Below are 24,163 nucleotides of genomic sequence, written 5' to 3'. Positions count from 1 at the left end.
AGATTCCGTGTGTCGCCGTTACCAGCGATAGTGCGAGAAGGCGCGGTTGGCTTCCGCCATCCGGTGCACGTCTTCGCGCTTCTTGACGGCGTTACCCCGGTTGTTCGACGCATCCAGGAGCTCCGCAGAGAGCCGCTCGGTCATCGTCTTCTCGTTGCGATCGCGCGCAGCCGAGATCAGCCAGCGAATGCCCAGCGCCTGACGGCGCACCGAGCGAACTTCGACCGGAACCTGATAGGTCGCGCCACCGACGCGGCGGGAGCGCACTTCAATCGTCGGCATGACGTTCTCGAGCGCCTGCTCGAACACGCCGAGCGGGTTCTGCTTTGTCTTGCTTTCAATGAGGCCGAACGCGCCGTAGACGATGCCTTCGGCGACCGACTTCTTTCCGGCGTACATTACCGAATTCATGAACTTCGTGACGATGATATTCCCGAACTTCGGATCGGGAAGGACTTCGCGCTTTTCGGCAGAATGGCGACGAGACATGGACCTGGTTCCCGCTTACTTCGGACGCTTGGCGCCGTACTTCGAACGGCGCTGCTTACGGTTCTTGACGCCCTGGGTATCCAGAACGCCGCGGAGGATGTGGTAGCGCACGCCGGGCAAGTCCTTGACGCGACCGCCGCGGATCATGACCACCGAGTGCTCCTGGAGGTTATGGCCCTCACCGGGGATGTAGCCGATCACCTCGAAGCCGTTGGTCAGGCGCACCTTGGCAACCTTACGAAGCGCCGAGTTCGGCTTTTTCGGGGTCGTGGTGTAAACGCGTGTGCAAACACCGCGCTTCTGCGGCGACTGCTGCAGCGCCGGCACCTTCTTGCGCGACTTCTGCACTTCCCGCGGTTGAGCGATCAGCTGGTTGATCGTCGGCATCCTGGCATTACCCTTTGTGTTCTGCCGCGGCCCGTCACCGGGTCCGCAAATTCTTTCGAGCTACCCGCCCGACGAGGCCGCCTTCCGCGGAACAATCCGCACAAAGCGAAATCGCGCCAACCACCCGTCAACGGGCGGAAAGCGCTTCGACGCCACAGAGGACCGCAGTAGTTGAACCGGTCAGCTTGAAGCTGCGGCCCGCGCACCGAGGTCATGCATCCGAATTCGATCTCGAGAGAACATGCTCAAGAGAACTAAAATCGCACTGGCATTGCCTAGCTATGATCGACAGCGTTTGAGCGGCATTCGTCGAGGTTGGTGCCTGTCTTGGTGATCCCAGGGGATCAAACAGGTGGCCCGTTCCGACGTTGGCGATGCTCACCGCCTGTCGTTAAGTGAGGGGGTTCTATAAGTGGGAGTCGGTCAAGTCAAGGCGAAACGTCAGTCAGAAGCGCTTCCCGCACCTGCCGAAATCGCTTCTTGGGCCGCTCGCTGCGCCTTCGTGAGATGGAAACGAAGAGCGCGTCGCGCCACCTCGAAACCTATTTATACCCGGGTTAAATATACTTTTATAACCATTGGCTAAGGCTTTCTTTCCTGTTGGAGCGCCAATGTGCCGCCTTGGGCAGAGATTAGCGCCATGCGGTACACCGACATTGCCATTATCGGCGGGGGATTGTCCGGCTCGACCGCCGCCGCGATGCTCGGCCGTAGCGGCATTTCGACCATCCTGATCGATCCGCATGAGAGCTATTCGGCGGACTTTCGGGTCGAAAAACTCAGCGGTCACGTGCAGGTTGGGCGATTCCTGCAGACGGGAATCGCCGAATCGGTGTTGCACCGCGCGACCTTTGTGGGTGAGAACTGGATCGCGCGCTTCGGCCGCCTTCTCGACAAGGCGCCGAGCCGGCAGTTCAACATCCTCTACGATTCCCTCGTCAACGCTGTCCGCGACGAAATTCCTGCCGGCGTCGAGCGCATCTGCGCCAAGGCTGTCTCGGTCGAGACGAGTGCGGAGCGGCAGAAGGTCACTCTCTCCAACGACGCGATGGTCTCCGCCCGGCTGGTCGTGCTCGCCAACGGACTCAATGTCGGCCTGCGCCACCAGCTGGGAATCGCCCGAAAAGTCGTCAGTGCCTGCCATTCGATTTCGATCGGGTTCGACGTGGTGCCCGCGGGACGGGACTCGTTCGACTTCCCTGCGCTGACCTATTTCTCGGAACGGCCGAGCGACCGCATCCCCTACCTCACGCTTTTTCCGATCGGGACGCGGATGCGCGCCAATCTGTTCGTCTATCGCAGCTTCGACGATCCCTGGCTGCGTGAGCTGCGCCGCGCGCCGGCCGAGACGTTGAACGCTGCGCTGCCACGGCTCAAGCACATCACCGGACCATTCGACATTCCCAGTGAGCTGAAAATCCGTCCGGTCGATCTCTATGTGAACGATGCCAGCGGCCAGCCGGGTCTCGTGCTGGTGGGCGATGCCTTCTCGACCTCCTGCCCGGCCGCCGGCACCGGGTGCGACAAGGTCTTCACCGACGTCGAGCGGCTCTGCAACGTCTATATCCCGCAGTGGCTGGCCTCCGACGGGATGGATACAAGCAAGATCGCCGCCTTCTACGCAGACCCGGTCAAGCGGGAGTGCGACGATTGGTCGGCCGCGAAGGCCTTCGATTTCCGCTCAGTCTCCATTGCGACAAGCCCTTATTGGACGGCGCAGCGCTGGGCACGCTTCATTGCCTGGTCGGTTCAGGGACTATTGCGGCCGCTTGGAGCAGCCTTCGATCTGGAGCCGAACTTCCTCGGTCACTCCTCCTCATCGTCCTCGTCGAGGTCGTCTTCATCCTCGTCGTCTTCGTCGCTGTCCTCGTCGACGTGAGCCGGCGCGCCATGCGGTTGGTGGATCTGGTCGTTCCACAGCTTGCGATAGGTGCCGTTCTTGGCGAGCAGCTCGGCATGTGAGCCGCGCTCGATCGCCCTGCCCCCTGAAATCACGATGATCTCGTCCATCTCGACCACCGAGGTCAGGCGGTGGGTTGACCAGATCATGGTGCGGCCCTTGGCGACCTTCAGCAGCGTGCGGTTGATCGCAGCTTCCGTGGTCTGGTCGAGCGCCGAAGTGGCTTCGTCGAGCAGCAGCACGGAAGGATTACGGATGACCGCGCGCGCGATCGCGATGCGCTGGCGCTGGCCGCCCGACAAGGTATCGCCGCGCTCGCCCACCGGCGTGTCGTATCGTTGCGGCAGGCTCATGATGTAACGGTGGATCTCGGCTTTCTTGGCCGCCTCCTCCACCTCCTCATCGGTCGCGCCCTCCTTGCCGAGCCGAATGTTCTCCCGGATCGACATGTTGAACAGCATATTCTCCTGGAACACCACCGCCATGCTCCGGCGCAGGGAGTCCAGCGTCACCTTGCGGACGTCGACGCCGTCGATGGTGACGCGCCCCTCGTCCGGCACATAGAGCCGCAGGATCAGATTCAGCAGCGTGCTCTTGCCGGAGCCGGACGGACCGACGATGGCAATGCGCTTGCCGACATTGAGCTTGAGGCTGAGATTGTCCAGCACTGGCGTCTGGCTGCCTTCGTACTGGAACGTCACGTGGTCGAAGGTGATGTCGTTGGTGATGCGGGGCAGATCGGGCGCGCCGGCACGATCGGCGCTGCGCGTGGGCTCGTCGAGCAACTCCTGCATATGACGGATCGCGGCTGCCGCGGAGATCGACACGGGGATGAAATGCATCACATGGGCGATGTTGTAGGACACCTCCCAGAACGCACTCTCGAAGGTGACGAAGGTGCCGATGGTAATCTGCCCCTTCGTCGCCAGATATGCGCCGATCGCGAGCACGACGAGATGCAAGAGCAGCACCGAGATGGTGACCGTCCGCTCCACCATGGTCGACAGGAACGCCGCCGAGGCCATCCTGTTTCGCGTCTCGTCGTTGCGGAATTTGAAGAAGCCGAACATCCGGCGTTGCAGGCTGAACGCCTTGATCACGGCCTGCGCCGCCACGTTCTCCTGCACCATGCCGAGCAGCGCAGATTCATTGAGCTTCTGCTCGTAATTCGCCTGGACAGCCTTCGGCGTCAGCATGCGGGGACCGATCAGCGTGATCGGGAACACCAGCAGCGCAACCGCCGCGAGCTGCCAGTTCAGGAACACCATCAGGATGATGCCCGCGATCAGCTCCAGGAACGGCAATGCCGCGCTGTTGGCGAAGGTCTTGACCGAACCCTCGAAGGCCGCGAGGTCGACTGAGAAGCGCGACAGGATCTCGCCGCGCTTGGTGCGGCCGAAATAGGCCGCCGGCAGGTCCTGGACGTGCTCGAACAGCCGTTTGCGGACGTCGGAAATGATGCACGCCGCGAGCCGCGCATCCCAGCGCTCGTACCAGACCGCGACGATCGAGGTGAATATGCCCGCGACCGCGAGCACGCCGAGGATCTTGTACAGCGCCTGAAAATCCTCCTCGCCGAGCGCGTCGTCGATCAGGTACTTCAGGCTGAGCGGCATGATGACGTTGAAGAGCGTCTCGACGAAGACGCCGAACGCCACGAAGGACAGCATCTGCTTGTAGTTGAACAGGAAGGGTTTGACGAAACCCAGGATGGTCGCGAGCGCGCCGGCGGCCTCGCGCGCGGTAAAGACGACGAGGTCCTCGTCCTCATCGTCGTCATCGAGCTCCAGCCCGCCATCCTCCTCGTCTTCATCGTCCTCGTCGTCTTCAAGGTCCGGCTTGGCGGTAGGGACAAGCTTGTCGTCGAGCTCGGCCGCCTCTTCCGCGGCGAGCTTCTGTTTGTCGGGCGGGAGGGGCTTGGACGCCATGAAACCAACCGATGCTGACGGCCGGCATGACCGCAGAGAAAGCAGGAAATAGCGCCAACCGCTACTGCATCGATTCTATGCGATCAAGATGAATTCGGCAAAACAATTGGCGAAGGCGCCCGCTTCAGGCGGCTAGTCGTCTTCCTCATCCTCGACCTTGTCGAAAAAGGAATAGCGCAAGGAATCGGCGTCGGCGTACCACTGGCCCGGTCCCTTGTTGGCGGCGAGCGTCGTCTCCCAGAGCGCGTCCGTGCAGTCCTTGCGGTGCATCGACAGTTCGAAGCCGTTGCCGAAGAACAGTTCGGACCATTCCCACCAGGTGCCGAGCTTCTTGACGCCGCGCAGAAGGTCGTAGCGGTCGATCAGTGCCGGCGCCATGTCCGAGGTGATCGAGCCGAACACGAGCCCGGTCTTGACCACACGGTTCAGCTCCCTGATCGCACGGACCACCTGCTTCGGGGAAACATGGCAGAGGCTGGTCTCGAACACGAAGTCGAACGCACCGTCCTTGAACGGCATGTCGGTGATCGAACCGAGCTTGTTGTACTTCCTCAGCGCCTTCGGCGTTCTGGCGTGAATGGTGCGGTTGTTCTCGATACCGAAGGCATCGATGCCGCGATCACGTAGCGCGCCGACAAGCTCGCCGCTGGCCGAGCCCGCGATCAAGAGCTTCGTGCCTTTGGCCTTGCCCCAGACGATGCCGATCAGTTTTGTGAGATAGTCGGGATCCGTGAAGTGTTGCCACACCTCGCTGTAGGGGCCCTGGCCGCGATAATTGTCAAAATAGGCACGATCGATCTTGTCCGAGAGCGGCTTGTCGTCCTGCGAACGCTCGCGGCGCAAGCGCATCATCTCGGTCAAGATGATGTCGGTCGCCGCGTCCGAGGAATCGAGCAGGCCGTTCAGCGTCGAGTCGAACAGATAGTCGCCGACCACCACGATTCCGGGATGTTCCTTCGGCTCGGGCCGGTGGTTGGTCATGACGTCGCGCACGGGCAAGCCGCCCGGAATCGCGTTCACCGAGGACAGCCAGCGGTGGATCTTGCCTTCCATGAAATGCGCGCGTGCATCGCCGAGCGATGCCGGAAGCGATTTCAGCGCGGCATCGATCAGCTCCCGGTCGGAGAGATTCGCAAAGGCCAGCGCATCGGAGCCCGGAATCAGCCAGTTCAGCACGCCGTGCTTGCCCACATCATGGCGGGCGCCCTCGTTATAGACGCAGCAACCGCCAAAGGCTTCCGACATGAACCAGGCGCCGGCGATCTTGTCGCCCCAGAACGGCGTGTCGAACAGGATCGAGACACGCAAATAGTGCGCAGGACGGTCGAAGTACGCGACGTGCTTGACCATCGACTTGCGGAGCTGTTCGCCTTCCCAGCCGACGGTCCCAAGCCAGGAATGCGGCAGACAGACCAGCACAAGGTCGAAGTCGCGCGTCTCCGGCCCCTTGCCGTTCATCATCTTGAGTTGATAGCGGCCGGTCGGCGCCTTGCCGACCGTGAGGATTCGGTGATTGAGCTGGATGTCGGCATTGACCTCCGACTGGAGGCACTCGATGAGCTGCTCGTTGCCGTTCTGGATGGAATAGAGGCCGATATAGCCGTCGACATCCATCAGGTAGTTCTTGAGCGCGTTGAGCCCGTTGGTGTTGTGGCTCTCGGTCGCGAGGTCCGAGCGCGCCATCACCTTGAAGAATCGCTTTGCGGTCTCGTCCTCGACCTCCTCGTCGAGCACCTGTTCGGCGGTCTTGTAGGCCCAGGGATTCTCGTTGTCGTGCGCGCCGACACCCTCGTAGTACTCGATCGGCGTCATCGCCTCGGCGCAGCGCTTACGGAACGCCTCGATTGCGGCTGCGGTCTTGGCACCGTATTTGCGGCGCATGCCCGCGACGTCGTTGAGGAGCTCACCGCCGAACTGCACCTGCTCGGCATCCATCGGAATGGTCTGCAGGCCGAAATGCTGGATCAACTCGCGCAACGGATCCGGCCCGGTCATCGAGTAGTCGTAGATCTCGGCAACGCCGGCCTCGTACATCGCGGGCGCGGAATCGAATTTGCGCGTGACGATCTTGCCGCCGAGCCGGTCGGATGCCTCGTAGATGGTGACGCGGCAGAGGTCGCCAAGCTTGCGCTTCAGATACCAAGCGCTCATCAGCCCGCCGGGGCCGCCGCCTACGATTGCGAGATCAAGCATGAGAATTCCGTGGTCTCCGGCCCGCCCCCTTCACGGGACCACCGGTCTAAGCTCTCCTAGCAGAAGCGCTTTTGCGCCTGAAGGAAAGATGAACAAAGGTTGATCCTGCACCGCAACAGGGAAACAAAGCAGCAAAAAGGCCGGCTTTCGCCGGCCTTTTCAGTGTCCTCGGTATTCCTACGGATGAACGATCATTCCGCAGGTGGCAGCGCCATCGGCTCCACTTCCGGCGCCGGCGGCACGACGGCCGCCTGCTTCTCGCGCTCGTCGAGGATCATCTTGTCGCGCTTCACCGCGACTTCGCGGATCTTCGCCATGGAGGCGCCGGTGCCTGCCGGAATCAGCCGGCCGACGATGACGTTCTCCTTGAGGCCTTCGAGCGGATCGACCTTGCCGTTGACCGCCGCTTCCGTGAGGACGCGGGTGGTCTCCTGGAACGAGGCCGCCGAGAAGAAGGAGCGGGTCTGAAGGCTCGCCTTGGTGATGCCGAGCAGAACCGGCGTCCCCGTGGCGATCTTCTTGCCCTCTTCCTTGGCCTTCGCGTTGATCTGGTCGAACTCGATCTTGTCGATCTGCTCGCCCGAGATCATGTCCGTGTCGCCCTGGTCGGTGACTTCCACCTTCTGGAGCATCTGACGGACGATCACCTCGATGTGCTTATCGTTGATGAGCACGCCCTGGAGCCGATAGACCTCCTGGATCTCGTTGACCAGATAGGCCGCGAGTTCCTCGATGCCCTTGACCGCCAAAATGTCGTGCGGCGCCGGATTGCCTTCCACGATGAAGTCGCCCTTTTCGACGACGTCGCCGTCCTGAAGGTGGATGTGCTTGCCCTTCGGGATCAGGTACTCGCGCGCCTCTTCGGTCTTGTCCATCGGCTCGATCGAGATGCGACGCTTGTTCTTATAGTCGCGCCCAAACCGGATGGTGCCCGCGATTTCGGCGATGATCGCCGCATCCTTCGGACGCCGAGCCTCGAACAGTTCCGCCACCCGCGGCAGACCGCCGGTGATGTCGCGCGTCTTGGCGCTTTCGGTCGAGACACGGGCGAGAATGTCGCCCGCCTGGACCTTGGCGCCGACATCGACCGACAGAATGGCATCGACCGACAGCATGTAGCGGGCATCGCCGCCACGGGCGAGCTTGAGCACCTTGCCGTCCTTGCCCTTGATCACGATGGCGGGACGCAGGTCCCCGCCGCCGCGCATCGAGCGCCAGTCGATGACCACGCGCTTGGCAATACCGGTGGCCTCGTCGAGCGTTTCCGAGATCGACTGTCCCTCGACCAGATCCTCGAAGCCGATAGTACCTTCGACCTCGGTGAGGAGCGGACGGGTGTAGGGATCCCATTCCACGATACGCTGGCCACGCTTGACCATGTCGCCCTCGTCGACGTGCAGGCGCGAACCGTACTGAATACGGTGCGTCGCACGCTCGGTGCCGTCGGCATCGACGATCGCGATCACCATGTTGCGAACCATCGCGACCAGGTGGCCTTCGCTATTGCGGGCGATGGCCTTGTTCCTGATCACGATCTTGCCGTCGAAGTTTGATTCGACGAAAGATTGCTCGTTCAGCTGCGCCGCACCGCCGATGTGGAAGGTGCGCATGGTGAGCTGGGTGCCCGGCTCGCCGATCGACTGGGCCGCGATGACCCCGACCGCTTCGCCGTGGTTGACCGGCGTGCCGCGAGCGAGATCGCGGCCGTAGCACTTGCCGCAGATGCCGTTGACGAGCTCGCAGGTCAGCGCCGAGCGGATCTTTACCTCTTGGACGCCGCCCTGATGGATGGCATCCAGATGGCTCTCTTCCATCAGCGTACCGCGCTTGAAGATCACCTTGCCCGTGCTGTCACGCACGTCTTCGCAGGCCGTGCGTCCGAGGATGCGCGAGCCGAGCGAAGCGACCACGGTGCCGGCATCGACGATGGCGCGCATCTTGATGCCGAGCTTGGTGCCGCAATCGTCCTGCGTGATGATGCAATCCTGCGCGACGTCGACGAGACGACGGGTCAGATAGCCGGAGTTCGCGGTCTTCAACGCGGTGTCCGCGAGGCCCTTGCGGGCGCCGTGGGTCGAGTTGAAGTACTCGAGCACCGAGAGGCCTTCCTTGAAGTTCGAGATGATCGGCGTCTCGATGATCTCGCCCGACGGCTTGGCCATCAGGCCGCGCATGCCGGCGAGCTGGCGCATCTGGGCCGGCGAACCGCGGGCACCGGAGTGAGCCATCATGTAGATCGAGTTGATGTCGGCATCCGCCCCACTCGCCGTCTTCTTGGTCGAGGAGATCTCCTTCATCATCGCCTTGGCGATTTCTTCCGTGGCCTTCGACCAGGCGTCGACGACCTTGTTGTACTTCTCGCCATGGGTAATCAGACCGTCGTTGTACTGCTGCTCGAAATCCTTCGCCAGCGTACGGGTAGCGTCGACGATCTTCCACTTGGAGTGCGGCACGACCATGTCGTCCTTGCCGAACGAGATGCCGGCCTTGAACGCGTTGTAGAAGCCGAGCGCCATGATGCGGTCGCAGAAGATCACCGTCTCCTTCTGGCCGCAGTGGCGGTAGACCTGGTCGATGACGCCGGAGATCTCGCGCTTGGTCATCAGCTTGTTGATGATCTCGTACGGAACGCGCGGGTTCTTCGGCAGCAAATTGCCCAGCATGACGCGGCCGGCGGTGGTCTCGATCCAGCGCCTGGAGATCTTGCCGGTCTCGTCGATGCCTTCCCACCGGTACTTGATCTTGGTGTGGAGGTGGATGACCTTCGCGTGCAACGCGTGCTCGAGCTCCGCCATCTCGCCGAAGATCTTGCCCTCGCCGGGCAGGCCTTCGCGCATGATGGAGACGTAGTAGAGACCGAGCACGATGTCCTGCGACGGCACGATGATCGGCTGGCCGTTCGCCGGATGCAGGATGTTGTTGGTAGACATCATCAGGACGCGCGCTTCCAGCTGCGCTTCCAGCGACAGCGGAACGTGCACGGCCATCTGGTCGCCGTCGAAGTCGGCGTTGAACGCGGCGCAGACCAGCGGGTGGAGCTGGATCGCCTTGCCCTCGATCAGCACGGGCTCGAACGCCTGGATGCCGAGGCGATGCAGCGTCGGTGCGCGGTTGAGCAGCACGGGATGCTCGCGGATGACCTCGTCCAGGATGTCCCAGACCTCGGGCCGCTCCTTCTCGACCAGCTTCTTGGCCTGCTTCACGGTGGTTGACAGGCCCTTGGCGTCAAGCCGCGAGTAGATGAACGGCTTGAACAGTTCGAGGGCCATCTTCTTCGGCAGACCGCACTGATGCAGGCGCAGCTCGGGACCGACCACGATCACCGAACGGCCCGAATAGTCGACGCGCTTGCCGAGCAGGTTCTGACGGAACCGGCCCTGCTTGCCCTTGAGCATGTCGGCGAGCGACTTCAGCGGACGCTTGTTGGCACCGGTGATGACGCGGCCGCGGCGGCCGTTGTCGAACAGCGCGTCGACGGCCTCCTGAAGCATGCGCTTCTCGTTGCGGATGATGATGTCCGGCGCGCGCAGCTCCATCAGCCGCTTCAGGCGGTTGTTGCGGTTGATGACGCGGCGGTAGAGATCGTTGAGGTCCGAGGTCGCGAAGCGGCCGCCATCCAGCGGCACCAGCGGACGCAGGTCCGGCGGAATCACCGGAACCACCGTCATGATCATCCATTCCGGCTTGTTGCCGGAGTGGCGGAACGCTTCCACGATCTTCAGGCGCTTGGCGAGCTTCTTGTGCTTGATGTCGGAGTCGGTCTCCTGCATCTCCGCACGCAAGGTCAGCTCGAGCTTCTCGAGGTCCATGCCCTTGAGCAGCTCGCGGATCGCTTCCGCGCCGATCATGGCGGTAAAGGAATCCTGGCCGTATTCGTCCTGCGCCTTCAGATACTCGTCTTCCGACAAGAGCTGACGGTCCTTCAGCGCGGTGAGGCCCGGCTCGAGCACGACGTAATATTCGAAATAGAGGATCCGCTCGAGATCCTTCAACGTCATGTCGAGCAGGAGGCCGATGCGCGAAGGCAGCGACTTCAGGAACCAGATGTGGGCGACGGGGGCTGCGAGCTCGATATGGCCCATGCGCTCGCGCCGGACGCGCGACAGCGTGACCTCGACCGAGCACTTCTCGCAGATGATGCCCTTGTACTTCATGCGCTTGTACTTGCCGCACAAGCACTCGTAGTCCTTGATCGGCCCGAAGATGCGGGCGCAGAACAGGCCATCGCGCTCGGGCTTGAAGGTACGGTAGTTGATGGTTTCCGGCTTCTTGATCTCGCCGTACGACCAGGACAGAATCTTCTCGGGGCTCGCGATCGAGATCCGGATCTGGTCGAAGACCTGAGCCGGCGTCGTCGGATTAAAGAGATTCATAATTTCTTGGTTCATCGTCTTCTCCTCGCGTGCCGGTCGCCTCCGGCAGCAAATTCGAAAATCACTATGCGGGGCGCCCTGCCCTCGATTCGAGGACTGGGCGCCGATGCCCGGCCATTCAGGCCGGGCATGAGGGTCGTATTACTCGGCCGCTTCCGCCGTCCCCGGTCCGACCTTGGAATTGTGCAAGTCGACGTTGAGGCCGAGCGAGCGCATTTCCTTGACCAGCACGTTGAACGATTCCGGAATACCGGCCTCGAAGGTGTCGTCGCCACGCACGATCGCCTCGTACACCTTGGTACGGCCGGCGACGTCGTCCGACTTCACGGTCAGCATCTCCTGGAGCGTGTACGCCGCGCCGTAAGCCTCGAGCGCCCACACTTCCATTTCGCCGAAGCGCTGACCGCCGAACTGCGCCTTGCCGCCCAGCGGCTGCTGGGTAACGAGCGAGTACGGACCGATCGAACGCGCGTGGATCTTGTCGTCGACGAGATGGTGCAGCTTGAGCATGTAGATGTAGCCCACCGTCACCTTGCGGTCGAAGGCGTCGCCGGTGCGGCCGTCATAGACGGTCGACTGGCCCGAAGCGTCCAGACCGGCAAGCTTCAGCATCTCCTCGATGTCGGCTTCCTTGGCGCCGTCGAACACCGGCGTCGCGATCGGAACGCCGCGGCTCAGATTGTGGCCGAGCTCGATCAACTCGTTGTCGTTGAGCGACTTGATCGTCTCGTCCTCGCCGTAGACCTTCTTCAAGGTTTCCTTCAGCGGCCGGATGTCCTGCTTCGACAAATAGGCATCGACCGTCTGGCCGATACGCTTGCCGAGGCCGGCACAGGCCCAGCCGAGATGGGTCTCGAGGATCTGTCCGACGTTCATGCGCGATGGCACGCCGAGCGGATTGAGCACGATGTCGGCATGCGTACCGTCTTCGAGGAACGGCATGTCCTCGATCGGCACGATCTTCGACACCACGCCCTTGTTGCCGTGGCGGCCGGCCATCTTGTCGCCGGGCTGGATCTTGCGCTTCACCGCGACGAAGACCTTGACCATCTTCATCACGCCGGGCGGCAATTCGTCACCGCGCTGAAGCTTTTCGACCTTGTCGAGGAAGCGCTGTTCCAGCCCCTTCTTCGACTCGTCGTACTGCTTCCGCATGGCCTCGATCTCGGCCATCAGCTTGTCGTTCGGCGAAGCGAACAGCCACCACTGCGACTTCGGGTACTCCTCGAGCACCGCACGGGTGATCTTGGTGTCCTTCTTGAAGCCCTTCGGACCGGCGATGCCCTGCCGTCCTTCGAGCAGCTCGGCAAGACGGTTGTAGACGTTGCGGTCCAGGATCGCCTGCTCGTCGTCGCGGTCCTTGGCCAGACGCTCGATCTCTTCCCGCTCGATCGCCAGCGCACGCTCGTCCTTGTCGACGCCGTGCCGGTTGAACACGCGCACTTCGACGATGGTGCCCTGCACGCCCGGAGGAACGCGCAGCGAGGTGTCGCGGACGTCGGAAGCCTTCTCGCCGAAGATGGCGCGCAGGAGCTTTTCTTCCGGCGTCATCGGGCTTTCGCCCTTCGGCGTGATCTTGCCGACCAGGATGTCACCGGCGCGTACTTCCGCGCCGATGTACACGATGCCGGCTTCGTCGAGGTTCTTCAGCGCTTCTTCCGAGACGTTCGGAATGTCGCGGGTGATTTCCTCGGGTCCGAGCTTGGTGTCGCGGGCCATTACCTCGAATTCTTCGATATGAATTGAGGTAAACACGTCTTCCTTCACGATCCGCTCGGAGAGCAGGATCGAGTCTTCGAAGTTGTAGCCGTTCCACGGCATGAACGCGACGAGCACGTTCCGGCCGAGCGCGAGCTCGCCGAGATCGGTCGACGGACCGTCGGCGATGATGTCGCCCTTCTTGACAATGTCGCCGACCTTCACCAGCGGACGCTGGTTGATGCAGGTCGACTGGTTGGAGCGCTGGTACTTCATCAGCCGGTAGATATCGACGCCCGACTTGGTCGGATCGAGATCTTCCGTGGCGCGGATCACGACGCGGGTGGCGTCGATCTGGTCGATCACGCCCGAACGGCGCGCCGCGATCGCAGCACCCGAGTCACGCGCAACCACGCCTTCCATGCCGGTGCCGACGAACGGCGCTTCGGCGCGAACCAGCGGCACCGCCTGGCGCTGCATGTTCGAGCCCATCAGCGCGCGGTTGGCGTCGTCGTTCTCGAGGAACGGGATCAGCGCGGCCGCGACCGAAACGAGCTGCTTCGGCGACACGTCCATGTAGTCGACCTTGTCCGGGGTGACCGGCAAGACTTCGCCGGCGTGACGGCAGACCACGAGATCTTCGGTGAAGCGGCCCTTCGGATCGAGCGGCACGTTGGCCTGCGCGACCGTGTAGCGGCCCTCTTCCATCGCCGAGAGGTACACGACCTCGTCGGTGACGCGGCCGTCCTTGACCTTGCGGTAAGGCGTCTCGACGAAGCCGTACTTGTTCACGCGCGCGAAGGTCGCGAGCGAGTTGATCAGGCCGATGTTCGGACCTTCCGGCGTCTCGATCGGGCAGATGCGGCCGTAATGCGTCGGATGCACGTCGCGGACCTCGAAGCCGGCGCGCTCGCGGGTCAGACCGCCCGGTCCAAGTGCCGACAGGCGGCGCTTGTGGGTGATCTCCGACAGCGGGTTGGTCTGGTCCATGAACTGCGAGAGCTGCGAGGAGCCGAAGAACTCGCGCACGGCGGCGGCCGCCGGCTTGGCGTTGATCAGGTCCTGCGGCATGACCGTGTCGATGTCGACCGAAGACATGCGCTCCTTGATCGCGCGCTCCATGCGGAGCAAGCCGATGCGGTACTGGTTCTCCATGAGCTCGCCGACCGAACGCACACGGCGGTTGCCGAGATGGTCGATGTCGTCGATCTCGCCCTTGCCGTCGCGCAAATCCACCAGCGTCTTGATGACGGAGAGGATGTCTTCCTTGCGGAGCGTGCGTTGGGTGTCGGGCGCATCGAGGTCGAGGCGCATGTTCATCTTGACGCGACCGACCGCCGAGAGGTCGTAGCGCTCGGCGTCGAAGAACAGTGACTGGAACATTGCCTGCGCCGAATCCAGCGTCGGCGGCTCGCCGGGACGCATCACGCGGTAGATGTCGAACAGCGCGTCCTCGCGCGTCATGTTCTTGTCGGCCGCGAGGGTGTTGCGGATGTAGGCGCCGACATTGACGTGGTCGATGTCGAGCAGCGGCAGCTCCTTGTAGCCGTGCTCGTTGAGAACCTTGATCGACTTGTCGGTGATCTCTTCACCGGCTTCCGCGTGGATCTCGCCGGTCTTGGGATTGACGAGGTCCTCGGCGATGTAGTTGCCGACGAGCTCAGCATCCGAGAGGCGCAGCGCCTTCAGCCCCTTCTCCTGCATCTGACGCGCACCGCGCACGGTGAGCTTCTTGCCGGCTTCGAGCACGACCTTGCCGGTATCGGCGTCGATCAGGTCGTTGATGGTCGAGTAGCCGCGGAAACGATTGGCGTCGAACGGAACGCGCCAGCCTTCCTTGATCCGCTTGTACTGGATCTTCTTGTAGAAGGTGCTGAGGATCGCCTCGCCGTCGAGACCAAGCGCGAACATCAGCGACGTCACCGGAAGCTTGCGGCGACGGTCGATACGCGCATAGACGATGTCCTTGGCGTCGAACTCGATGTCGAGCCAGGAGCCGCGATATGGGATCACGCGAGCGGCGAACAGCAGCTTGCCCGACGAATGGGTCTTGCCCTTGTCGTGGTCGAAGAACACGCCCGGCGAACGGTGCATCTGCGAGACGATGACGCGCTCGGTGCCGTTGACGATGAAGGTGCCGTTCATCGTCATGAGCGGGATGTCGCCCATGTAGACGTCCTGCTCCTTGATGTCCTTGACCGACTTCGCGCCGGTTTCCTCGTCGATATCGAACACGATGAGGCGTAGCGTCACCTTGAGGGGGGCCGCGAAGGTCATGCCGCGCTGGCGGCACTCGTCGACGTCGTATTTCGGCGGCTCGAACTCGTAGCGGACGAATTCCAGCATCGAGGTGCCCGAGAAGTCGGAGATCGGGAACACCGAGCGGAACACCGCCTGCAAGCCCTCGTCCGATCGACCGCCCTGGGGCTCGTCGACCATCAGGAACTGGTCATAGGACGCCTTCTGAACCTCGATGAGGTTCGGCATCTCGGCGACTTCCTTGATGTGTCCGAAGAACTTGCGAACGCGTTTGCGACCGGTGAATGTCTGCTGCGCCATCGTGGCCTCTCATTTTCGTCGCCCGATTGGGCGCGCCCTCCGGAACGCGGCGACCGCCGCTCCCCGGGTTGAATTTTTCGAACCCGTCTTGGGGGCCGGAGACTCAGTTTCAGGTAGGAATGTCCTGAATCTGTTCTTCAGACCTTCAAAACGCAAAACGACGCGCGGGGCGCAGGAGCGCGCCCGCCCGTCACAACCAACCTCTTCACGGACTGCAAAAGCCCGAAATAGCTTGCTCTCCCAACGGCTTACAGGGAATGCGGCATCCCTGCCCACCGCGCTTTCGTGCTGCCGACCCGATATGGGGCGACATTAGTGCAGATTCGAGGGACAAACCCTCAAATCCCCACACTTTTTCGTGTTCGGCCTGCGTCGGGTCGTTCCGTCGCACGCCTTTTGCATCTGGCCCGCCCTTTCAGGGAGCGGACCGAGACCCCGGTTGCGATGATGCTCACCGGGATCTCGTGTCAGTAAGCGCTGCTTACTTGAGCTCGACCTTCGCGCCAGCCTTCTCGAGCTGGGCCTTGAGCTTCTCGGCTTCGTCCTTGTTCACGCCTTCCTTGACAGGCTTCGGCGCGCCCTCGACGAGGTCCTTTGCTTCCTTCAGGCCCAGGCCGGTGATGGCGCGGACTTCCTTGATGACCTCGATCTTCTTGTCGCCGGCAGCGGCAAGAACGACCGTGAACTCGGTTTTCTCTTCGGCCGGAGCGGCGGCAGCGCCACCACCAGCCGGGCCGGCCACGGCGACAGCCGCGGCAGCCGAAACGCCCCACTTCTCTTCGAGGAGCTTCGCGAGTTCGGCAGCTTCGAGCACGGTGAGGCTCGAGAGGTCGTCAACGATCTTCTGCAGGTCAGCCATTGTTCAGTTTCCTTGAATGTAAGTCTGGTTCGGGTTTGAGTTTTGCGAAGGGCGTCAGGCCGCTTCGCTCTTTGAGGCATAAGCCTGAATGACACGCGCGAGCTTGCCCGCGGGCGCGTTGGCGAGCTGAGCGATCTTGGTCGCCGGGGCCACAAGCAGGCCGACGATCTTGGCGCGCAGTTCGTCAAGCGACGGCAGCGAGGCAAGTGCCTTCACGCCGTCGACATTCAGGACGGTCGTTCCCATCGAGCCGCCAATGATGACGAACTTTTCGTTCGCCTTGGCGAATTCGACGGCGACCTTTGGCGCCGCTACCGGATCGTCCGAAGTGGCGATCACGGTCGGTCCCTTCAGCATGGGGCCGATGGCAACGACGTCAGTGCCTTCAAGAGCAATTTTGGCGAGACGGTTCTTCGAGACCTTCACCGAGGCGCCAGCCTGCTTCATCTGCGAGCGCAGCTTCTGCATCTGGGCAACGGTCAGGCCGGAATATTGGGCAACGACCGCGACGCTCGTGGTCTTGAAGACCCCATTGAGCTGTTCGACCGCTTCCTTTTTTGCCGCTCGTTCCACAGCAAGCTCTTTCCGGTTGGCGGTCATCGCGAAAGCGGGACCGCCGGGTTGCACCCATCGTCCCGCCCAAACCTGAACCTCAGGGCCAAACCCATCGGACACGCCGGGCAAGACGACAATTCAAAGCCTGCCCTCCGAGAGCCCGTTAGAGCCCACGGCGTGTCGAGGTCCGAACCAAACCCATTCCGCAACCGACCCTAAGGTGGCCACGAAGTGAAATCCGGTCTTCACCCGTCTATGCAGGCCATGCGATTAAGCCGTTGAGAAATCGGAATTCCCCGCGGGCGCCTGCAGTCTTGGACAGGACAAGGTCAGCCGGCGAACCGCCCGACCTCTGCCCGCACCCCACACCCGACGGTTTTCCCTCCCTTTCCAGCAAATCCTCACGGACGCCCTGAAAAGGAATGATCTCCATCGCTTGTTTTCGGAATGCGTGCACGAACGCGCCAGCCGAGGCCGGCACGTCCGGAAGCGGTTCTTTAACCGCTCGGGGCCTGCTTGCCAAGAGCAAAATTCACACCAGTTCCAATCCGTTGCCGCTCGCGCTTAACCATGGCCGAAAAGGGCCGGTTTCCGCTCATTTGACCGCGTAAGGCAACTTCTTGCCCTCGAAAAACGCGGTCAGGTTCGCCAGCACGCAGTTCTGCATGGCGACGTGCGATTCCAGGGTGTGGCCGCCAATATGGGGGGAGAACACGACGTTGGGCAGTGCCGTCAGCGCGTCAGGAGCGTGCGGTTCCTTGTCATAGACATCGAGACCGGCTCCAGCGATGGTCTTCTGGGTGAGCGCCAGCACCAGGGCTTTCTCATCGATCACCGAGCCGCGGGAGATGTTGACGACATAGCCGTCCGCCCCGAGGCGCTTGAGGATATCGGCGCTGACGGCATGCTGGGTCTCGGCTCCTGCCCGGACCGCGATCATCAGCACGCTGCACCAGTCGGCCAGCGCCTCCAAGGTCGGGAAATATTGATAGGGCAGATCGTACCTGCTGCGGCTGAAATAGCCGATCTCGCTCTCGAAGGACGCGCAGCGCGCTGCGATCTTGCGGCCGATCTCGCCCATGCCGTAGACCCCGATGCGGCGGCCCGGCATCCCGGCCTGCGGGCGCATCATCGGCGAGGGCTTTGACGCGGCCCAATCGCCGCTTCGGACGTACTGGTCGGCCACCAGGATTCGCCGCGTCGCCGCGAGCATCAGGGTCATCGCGATGTCGGCGACGGAGGCCGCATTGGCACCCGGGCTATGTCCGACCGCAATATTGCGGGCAGCAGCGGCCTTCAGGTCAACACCGTCATAGCCGGTGCCGTAGCAGACGATGGCACCGAGCTTGGGAAACAGGTCCATCGCCTCCGCGCCCAGCGGCGTGCCGCCGGCGGTGAGCACTGCACGGATATCGCCGAGCGCGTCGGCCGAAAACATCTCCCGCGCCGGCTTGCCGCCGGTGTCGAGCAGTTCGAACCGCTCGGCGAAGCGCGCCATCATCGTCTTGGGAAAGCGCGAGTAGATCAGGACCTTGTCAGTCATTGTTCTTGTTTCCGGTGAACGCCGTCACAAACGACGAGGGGCGGAATCGGTTGCCCAATTCCGCCCCTCGCCTCATGTCATTTGCAAACCTTAGCCGAGAATGGTGCCCGGCTCGACCTTCACGCCGGGGCCCATCGACGAGGACACCGCAACGCGCTGGATGTAGGTGCCCTTGGAACCGGCCGGCTTGGCCTTGGAGACAGCGTCAGCCAAGGCCTTGATGTTTTCGACCAGTTTTTCCTCGGTGAACGAGGCCTTGCCGACGCCAGCCTGCAGGATGCCGGCCTTCTCGACGCGGAACTCGACCGAGCCGCCCTTGGCGCCCTTCACGGCGCCGGTGACGTCCATGGTCACGGTGCCGATCTTCGGGTTCGGCATCAGGCCGCGCGGGCCCAGCACCTTACCGAGACGACCGACCAGCGGCATCATGTCGGGGGTCGCAATACAACGATCGAAATCGATCGTGCCGTTCTGCACCTTCTCGACCAGGTCCTCGGCGCCGACGACGTCGGCTCCGGCAGCCTTGGCCTCGTCGGCCTTGGCGCCGCGGGCGAACACGCCGACGCGGAGCGTACGGCCGGTGCCGTTCGGCAGGGTCACAACGCCGCGGACCATCTGGTCGGCGTGACGCGGATCGACGCCGAGATTGATCGCGACCTCGATGGTCTCGTCGAACTTCGCTTTCGCGCGTTCCTTGACCATCTTGATGGCGTCTGCGAGCGGGTAAAGCTTTTCGCGATCAATACCTTCGCGGGCTTTGTTCAAACGTTTTCCGATTGCCATGACCGCTTACCCTGCCACTTCCAGACCCATCGAGCGGGCAGAGCCCTCGACCATCTTCATGGCCGCTTCGATGGAATCGCAATTGAGATCCTTCATCTTCTTCTCGGCGATCTCGCGCACCTGCGCTTTGGTCACCGCACCCGCCTTGTCACGGCCCGGCGCCTTGGAGCCGGACTGGATCTTGGCAGCCTGCTTGAGGAAGAAGGACATCGGCGGCGTCTTCATCTCGAACGTGAAGGAACGATCGGCGTAGATCGTAATCACGACGGGAATCGGGGTGTTTTTCTCTTCCTTCTGGGTCTGGGCGTTGAACGCCTTGCAGAACTCCATGATGTTGAGACCGCGCTGACCGAGCGCGGGACCGATCGGGGGCGAAGGATTCGCCGCACCGGCCGGGACCTGAAGCTTCAGGTATCCGGTCACTTTCTTTGCCATGTATCACTCCTGTTGGGCCGGCCTGGGCCGGCGGTTTCAGGTTCGTGGTCTGGGTCGGAGGCGGCTGGCGACCGCCCTCTCCCTCCCACGGCCTCTTGTTACGCGAGACCGAAGCCTCACGCCTACCCGATCAGACCTTCTCGACCTGACCGAATTCCAGTTCGACCGGCGTGGCGCGGCCGAAGATCGACACCGCGACCTTCACGCGCGAGCGCGCCTCGTCGATTTCCTCGACCACACCCGAGAACGAGGCAAACGGGCCATCGGCCACGCGCACGTTCTCGCCGATCTCGAACGACACCGACGCCTTCGGCCGTTCCACGCCCTCCTGCACCTGGTGCAGAATGCGCATGGCCTCGGCTTCCGAGATCGGCATCGGCTTGTTTTCCGCGCCGAGGAAGCCGGTCACCTTCGGCGTGTTCTTGATCAGATGAAACGCCTCGTCGGTCAGCTTCATCTTCACCAGCACGTAGCCCGGGAAGAACTTGCGCTCGGCGTCGATCTTGCGGCCGCGGCGCACTTCCGTGACCTTCTCGGTCGGAACCAGCACCAGTTCGAACAACTCCTCAAGCCCGCGCTGCTTGGCCTGCTCGCGGATCGATTCGGCGACCTTCTTCTCGAAGTTCGAATAGGCGTGGACGATGTACCAGCGCTTGTCAGACAATTGAGCCGTTGCTGTTGCCATCAGTGAATGCCCAGAAGGAAGGTGATGAGGACGCGGATGATCTGGTCGGCGGCGAAGAAGAAGATCGAGGCCACGGCGACCATCACGAACACCATGATGGTGGTGATCGTGGTCTCGCGGCGGGTCGGCCAGGTGACCTTGGCGGTCTCCGAGCGGACTTCCTGCAAGAACTTGAACGGGCTGACTGCCATCGTTTGATGTCCAACGTCCGTCGACAGACGCAAATGAATTTCAGGGATCCGAACAGCCGCCGTTGGCCCAGCCCTCTGTCGAAGGATGAGCCGGAAATCGGGCTCGATTGTTCGGGGATTCAAAGCCGCGCCGGAAATCCGCGTCTAACGGGCCGGCTGCGAGTGCGCGGTATCTACTTCGGATGGGACCAAAGGTCAAGATAGAGAGGGCCCGCGCGCCCAAAACGACCTCCGCGGGCGAACGACCAGAGATCAGGCCGATCAAGGGCTTATCTGCCGCCTGCAAAGCGCAGTCCCAGCGCCTCAGCCGGTTCCTCGCAGAACGAGACCACCGGGGCCCCTCACCTGCAGCCCCTTTTGGCGACCCCCTCAAGGTCAGTCGGCCCGATCGATCGTCGAAATGCTCGGCAACGGCACAACGAACTTTCCGCCCTCGGCGAAATAGCCGCCTCCAGTCGGCCGCAGGGTCGCGGCATGGCTGAGGACAAGCTCTTCAACTAATACGAACGTCAGGACGTCTTGCCGACGTTCGGGAATTTCAATTCCGCCGCCGAACTGCCGGGCACGATGCGAGCCGGCTACGACACGTGTTCAGCCATATCATCAACCTCGCGCGCTACGTGCTCGGATCGCCGCCGGCAGTCGCCGAAAGCAACATCGAGAGCTCGGGCGCGGCGACCGTGACACTCGACTCGACGGCGTCGCCTGCGCGCTGCAGCTCGCGAATGGATCCAAAGGCGTCTGGCGCGAGGGGCTGAGCAACGCGTTCGAGCTGGGCGCGCTGACCATCGAATTGCCACCGCCTTTTGCCGAGCAGGAGGCGGAGGTCGTTCTCCATCAGCAAGGACAACCCACGGAATTGTCTCGCGGCAAGGTTGGGCGTTTCGGCGTCAGGCCGAGGCATTCGTCGCCGATATCGTGGAGCAGAGGACGCCGTGGCTTCCGGCGCAGATTCCGTGGCCGACATCGCCCTTCGGAGGCGATCTGGAAACGGCAGATCATCGCCTAGGGCTGCGCCATCCAGCAATATCCAGCCGACGGCTAATCGCCCACATCCCAGTTAAGTGTTTGATTGGTTGGCAGGAGTGGCAGGGCTCGAACCTGCGACCCCCGGTTTTGGAGACCGGTGCTCTACCAATTGAGCTACACTCCTAGGGACCCTGCGTTGCCGCGCGGATCAGGCCGCTTTGAAGCACAAGGGGCGGCCGGATTGCAAGGCCGGATTGCAAGGGTGAAGCGCGCTGGCTTCGCTTGTTTGTGCCGCGCCTTCTGGGCCACAGTCCGCTCCGAACAATAATAAGCACCGGGAGTACCCATGACTGCCCAAGCGTCCGCGACAGCCGCCCCTCGCCCCTCGATCGCCGCGAAGACCCCGCCTCTGCCGGAATCCCGCCCCGAGACGCTCGGGCTGTCGCGCCCTCGCCTCGAGACCATGTCGGACGCCTTCAAGCGCGAGATCGACAAGGGAACCGTGCCGGGCGTCACCGTGCTGGTGGCACGGCACGGTCAGGTCGGATGGTTTGAGGCGCTCGGGAAACAGAGCCCGACGGGCGCGGCGCCGATGGCGCATGATTCGATCTTCCGCATTTTCTCGATGACCAAGCCGATCGTGTCGGTCGGCGTCATGACGCTGGTCGAGGACGGCCACCTGCTCCTTGCCGACCCCGTCGCGAAATTCATCCCGGAGTTCGCCAACCAGAAGGTCGGCGTGGTCAGCGGCGGCAAGCTGGAACTGGTTCCGCCGAAGCGCCCGATGACGGTGCAGGACCTGCTCCGCCACACCTCCGGCCTGACCTACGAGCACCAGGGCGACGGCCCCGTGCACAAGATCTATCAGGACTCGCGGGTGCGCAGCCGCAAGATCACCAATGCCGAGCACGCCGCCCTGGTCGCGAGCTTCCCGCTGGTCTGTCACCCCGGCGACGAGTTCAACTACAGCCGCTCCACCGACATCCTCGGGCGCATCATCGAGGTCGTCAGCGGCAAGTCGCTCGGCACGTACCTCACCGAGCGCATTCTCACGCCCTTGCAGATGGCCGAGACCGGCTTTGCGACAGCGGAGGTCAATGCCAACAGGCTCGCCGAGCCATTCGCGGCCGATCCCTGGACCGGCGACAAGGTCGCGCTGTTCAACATGCTCGAGCAGCCCATCATGGAGTCCGGCGGCGGCGGCCTCGTCTCCACCACGATGGACTATGCCCGCTTCGCGCTGATGCTGCGCAATGGCGGCACGCTCGACGGCAACAGGATCATCGGCCGCAAGACGCTGGAGCTGATGGCCTCCGATCATCTCGGCCCGAACGTCGTGACCAACGGCACGCTGCTGTCGCCTGGCCATGGTTTCGGCCTCGGGTTCGCGGTGCGGCGCGAAGCCGGCATCGCGCCCTTCCCCGGCAGCGTCGGCCAGTTTTTCTGGAGCGGCATCGCGGGGACGTTCTTCTGGATCGATCCGAAGGAGGATCTGTTCGTCGTGTTCATGAGCCAGGGCCCGGGGCAGCGCGATCATACGCGTACGCTGGTGCGGGATCTGGTGTACGCGGCGGTGGATTGAGGCGGCGCCGCTATGCGCGGCGCTGCATCACATTTTCGCTGTCATGCCCCGGCTTGACCGGGGCATCCAGTACTCCGGGGCGGATGTGGCGAGAGCGAGCTCTCCAACGAAGGCCGCGGAGTACTGGATCGCCCGCCTTCACGGGCGATGACACCTATTGGGGCCTCAACTGATCGTCGCGCCGCCGTCGATCACCATGGTCTGGCCGGTCATGAAGTCGCCGGCCTTCGAGCCCAGGAACACCGCGGCGCCCGCGATCTCGTCGGGGATGCCGATGCGCAGCAGCGGCGAACGCGCAGTCGAGGCTTTCAGGTTCTCCGGATTGTCCCACAACGCTTTCGCGAAATCGGTCTTGATCAGGCCGGGCGCGATGCAGTTCACGCGGATATTGTGCGGGCCATATTCGCAGGCCAAATTGCGCGCGAGCTGCATGTCGGCGGCTTTCGAGATCGCGTAGGCGCCGAGGATGGTCGAGCCTTTCAGGCCGCCGATCGAGGAGACGATGATGATCGAGCCATCCTTGCGCTCGATCATCTGCGGCACCACCATCGAGATCAGCCAGTTGTTGGCGACGATGTTGTTGTCCAGGATCTTCCTGAACTGATCGTCCGAGATGCCGGCGAGCGGGCCGTAATACGGGTTCGACGCGGCGTTGCAGACCAGCACGTCGATCTTGCCGAAGGCGCGGTTGCTCTCGTCGATGAGGTTCTGCAGATTTTCCTTCGACGAGATGTTGGCGGCGATCGCCACCGCCGTGCCCTTGCCGAACTTGTCGTTGATCCTCTTGGCGACCTGGTCGCAAACGTCGGCCTTGCGCGAGGAGATCACCACCTTGGCGCCGTGCTCGGCCATGCGCTCGGCGATCGCAAGCCCAATGCCGCGCGTCGAACCAGTGATGACGGCGACTTTCCCCTTCATGTCGAACAAGGTCATGTTTCTCTCCCAGAGTACGTTTTGATTGCTTGAAGCTTACGCCGCGTCCGCGCGACCGGGCAATTGCTCAGGCGAGCTTCTTGACTTCCGGTCCCGCGGGT

17 protein-coding genes and 1 tRNA gene are annotated in these 24,163 nt (G+C 62.7%); 2 read left to right on the top strand and 16 right to left on the bottom strand.

Translation table 11 applies throughout. From position 1 onward, the window contains the following. Window positions 1-18 precede the first annotated feature (18 nt). Entirely contained in the window at window positions 19-489 is a 471-nt protein-coding gene (rpsG, locus tag IVB32_RS17255) for a 30S ribosomal protein S7 (protein ID WP_007603009.1), read from the bottom strand. A 15-nt stretch (window positions 490-504) separates the two neighbouring features. Continuing rightward, complete coding sequence (gene rpsL, locus IVB32_RS17250) at window positions 505-876, bottom strand: 30S ribosomal protein S12 (RefSeq protein WP_007603006.1); 372 nt, start codon at window positions 874-876, stop codon at window positions 505-507. Between the two features lie 640 nt (window positions 877-1,516). On the opposite strand from rpsL, the gene IVB32_RS17245 reads away from it, so the two are divergent. Then, on the top strand, window positions 1,517-2,755 hold the full coding sequence (locus tag IVB32_RS17245) for an NAD(P)/FAD-dependent oxidoreductase (protein WP_085351283.1): 1,239 nt from the start codon (window positions 1,517-1,519) through the stop codon (window positions 2,753-2,755). Here the strand turns inward: IVB32_RS17245 and IVB32_RS17240 are convergent. From IVB32_RS17240 to IVB32_RS17180, 13 genes are all read right to left on the bottom strand, one after another. Further along, complete coding sequence (locus IVB32_RS17240; RefSeq protein ID WP_018456450.1) at window positions 2,683-4,704, bottom strand: ABC transporter ATP-binding protein; 2,022 nt, start codon at window positions 4,702-4,704, stop codon at window positions 2,683-2,685. The two genes, IVB32_RS17245 and IVB32_RS17240, sit on opposite strands and share 73 nt — an antisense overlap. 132 nt (window positions 4,705-4,836) lie before the next feature. Further along, the gene (locus IVB32_RS17235; protein ID WP_018456449.1) at window positions 4,837-6,897 is read right to left on the bottom strand and encodes an FAD-dependent oxidoreductase; all 2,061 of its coding nucleotides are present in this window, start codon (window positions 6,895-6,897) and stop codon (window positions 4,837-4,839) included. Between the two features lie 191 nt (window positions 6,898-7,088). Beyond that, window positions 7,089-11,285 (bottom strand): DNA-directed RNA polymerase subunit beta', encoded by a 4,197-nt coding sequence (rpoC, locus tag IVB32_RS17230; RefSeq protein WP_026233179.1) that lies wholly within the window; start codon window positions 11,283-11,285, stop codon window positions 7,089-7,091. A gap of 126 nt (window positions 11,286-11,411) precedes the next feature. Next, on the bottom strand, window positions 11,412-15,527 hold the full coding sequence (gene rpoB / locus IVB32_RS17225; RefSeq protein WP_018456447.1) for a DNA-directed RNA polymerase subunit beta: 4,116 nt from the start codon (window positions 15,525-15,527) through the stop codon (window positions 11,412-11,414). A gap of 481 nt (window positions 15,528-16,008) precedes the next feature. Next, window positions 16,009-16,386, bottom strand: coding sequence for a 50S ribosomal protein L7/L12 (gene rplL / locus IVB32_RS17220; RefSeq protein WP_007602994.1), 378 nt, complete (start codon window positions 16,384-16,386; stop codon window positions 16,009-16,011). Window positions 16,387-16,440: 54 nt separating this feature from the next. After that, window positions 16,441-16,959, bottom strand: a complete 519-nt coding sequence (rplJ, locus tag IVB32_RS17215) for a 50S ribosomal protein L10 (RefSeq protein ID WP_026233178.1) — start codon at window positions 16,957-16,959, stop codon at window positions 16,441-16,443. Window positions 16,960-17,536: 577 nt separating this feature from the next. Next, window positions 17,537-18,484 (bottom strand): 2-hydroxyacid dehydrogenase, encoded by a 948-nt coding sequence (locus IVB32_RS17210; RefSeq protein ID WP_018456445.1) that lies wholly within the window; start codon window positions 18,482-18,484, stop codon window positions 17,537-17,539. Between the two features lie 90 nt (window positions 18,485-18,574). Then, window positions 18,575-19,267: a 50S ribosomal protein L1 gene (gene rplA / locus IVB32_RS17205; RefSeq protein WP_007602988.1), complete on the bottom strand. Its 693-nt coding sequence runs from the start codon at window positions 19,265-19,267 to the stop codon at window positions 18,575-18,577. A 6-nt stretch (window positions 19,268-19,273) separates the two neighbouring features. Beyond that, window positions 19,274-19,702 carry a 50S ribosomal protein L11 gene (gene rplK / locus IVB32_RS17200; protein ID WP_018456444.1) on the bottom strand — a complete coding sequence of 143 codons (429 nt, stop codon included), beginning with the start codon at window positions 19,700-19,702 and terminating at the stop codon, window positions 19,274-19,276. Window positions 19,703-19,832: 130 nt separating this feature from the next. Next, window positions 19,833-20,387, bottom strand: a complete 555-nt coding sequence (nusG, locus tag IVB32_RS17195; RefSeq protein ID WP_007602985.1) for a transcription termination/antitermination protein NusG — start codon at window positions 20,385-20,387, stop codon at window positions 19,833-19,835. Then, window positions 20,387-20,578, bottom strand: a complete 192-nt coding sequence (gene secE, locus IVB32_RS17190) for a preprotein translocase subunit SecE (protein ID WP_007602984.1) — start codon at window positions 20,576-20,578, stop codon at window positions 20,387-20,389. Before secE ends, nusG begins: the two co-directional genes overlap by 1 nt. A 616-nt stretch (window positions 20,579-21,194) precedes the next feature. Next, window positions 21,195-21,422 (bottom strand): hypothetical protein, encoded by a 228-nt coding sequence (locus IVB32_RS17185; RefSeq protein WP_198293367.1) that lies wholly within the window; start codon window positions 21,420-21,422, stop codon window positions 21,195-21,197. A gap of 233 nt (window positions 21,423-21,655) precedes the next feature. Further along, a tRNA-Trp gene (locus IVB32_RS17180) sits at window positions 21,656-21,731 on the bottom strand. A 162-nt stretch (window positions 21,732-21,893) separates the two neighbouring features. On the opposite strand from IVB32_RS17180, the gene IVB32_RS17175 reads away from it, so the two are divergent. After that, complete coding sequence (locus IVB32_RS17175; protein ID WP_018456441.1) at window positions 21,894-23,129, top strand: serine hydrolase domain-containing protein; 1,236 nt, start codon at window positions 21,894-21,896, stop codon at window positions 23,127-23,129. Window positions 23,130-23,294: 165 nt separating this feature from the next. On the opposite strand, the gene IVB32_RS17170 is transcribed toward IVB32_RS17175, so the two are convergent. After that, window positions 23,295-24,062: an SDR family oxidoreductase gene (locus IVB32_RS17170; protein ID WP_018456440.1), complete on the bottom strand. Its 768-nt coding sequence runs from the start codon at window positions 24,060-24,062 to the stop codon at window positions 23,295-23,297. Window positions 24,063-24,163 lie beyond the last annotated feature (101 nt).

The sequence above is a fragment of the Bradyrhizobium sp. 23 genome (genome assembly GCF_023073295.1).
Classification (GTDB): Bacteria; Pseudomonadota; Alphaproteobacteria; order Rhizobiales; family Xanthobacteraceae; genus Bradyrhizobium; species Bradyrhizobium canariense_D.
Note: the sequence above shows the minus strand (reverse complement) of the source record. Positions and strands in the feature narration are given on the sequence as shown.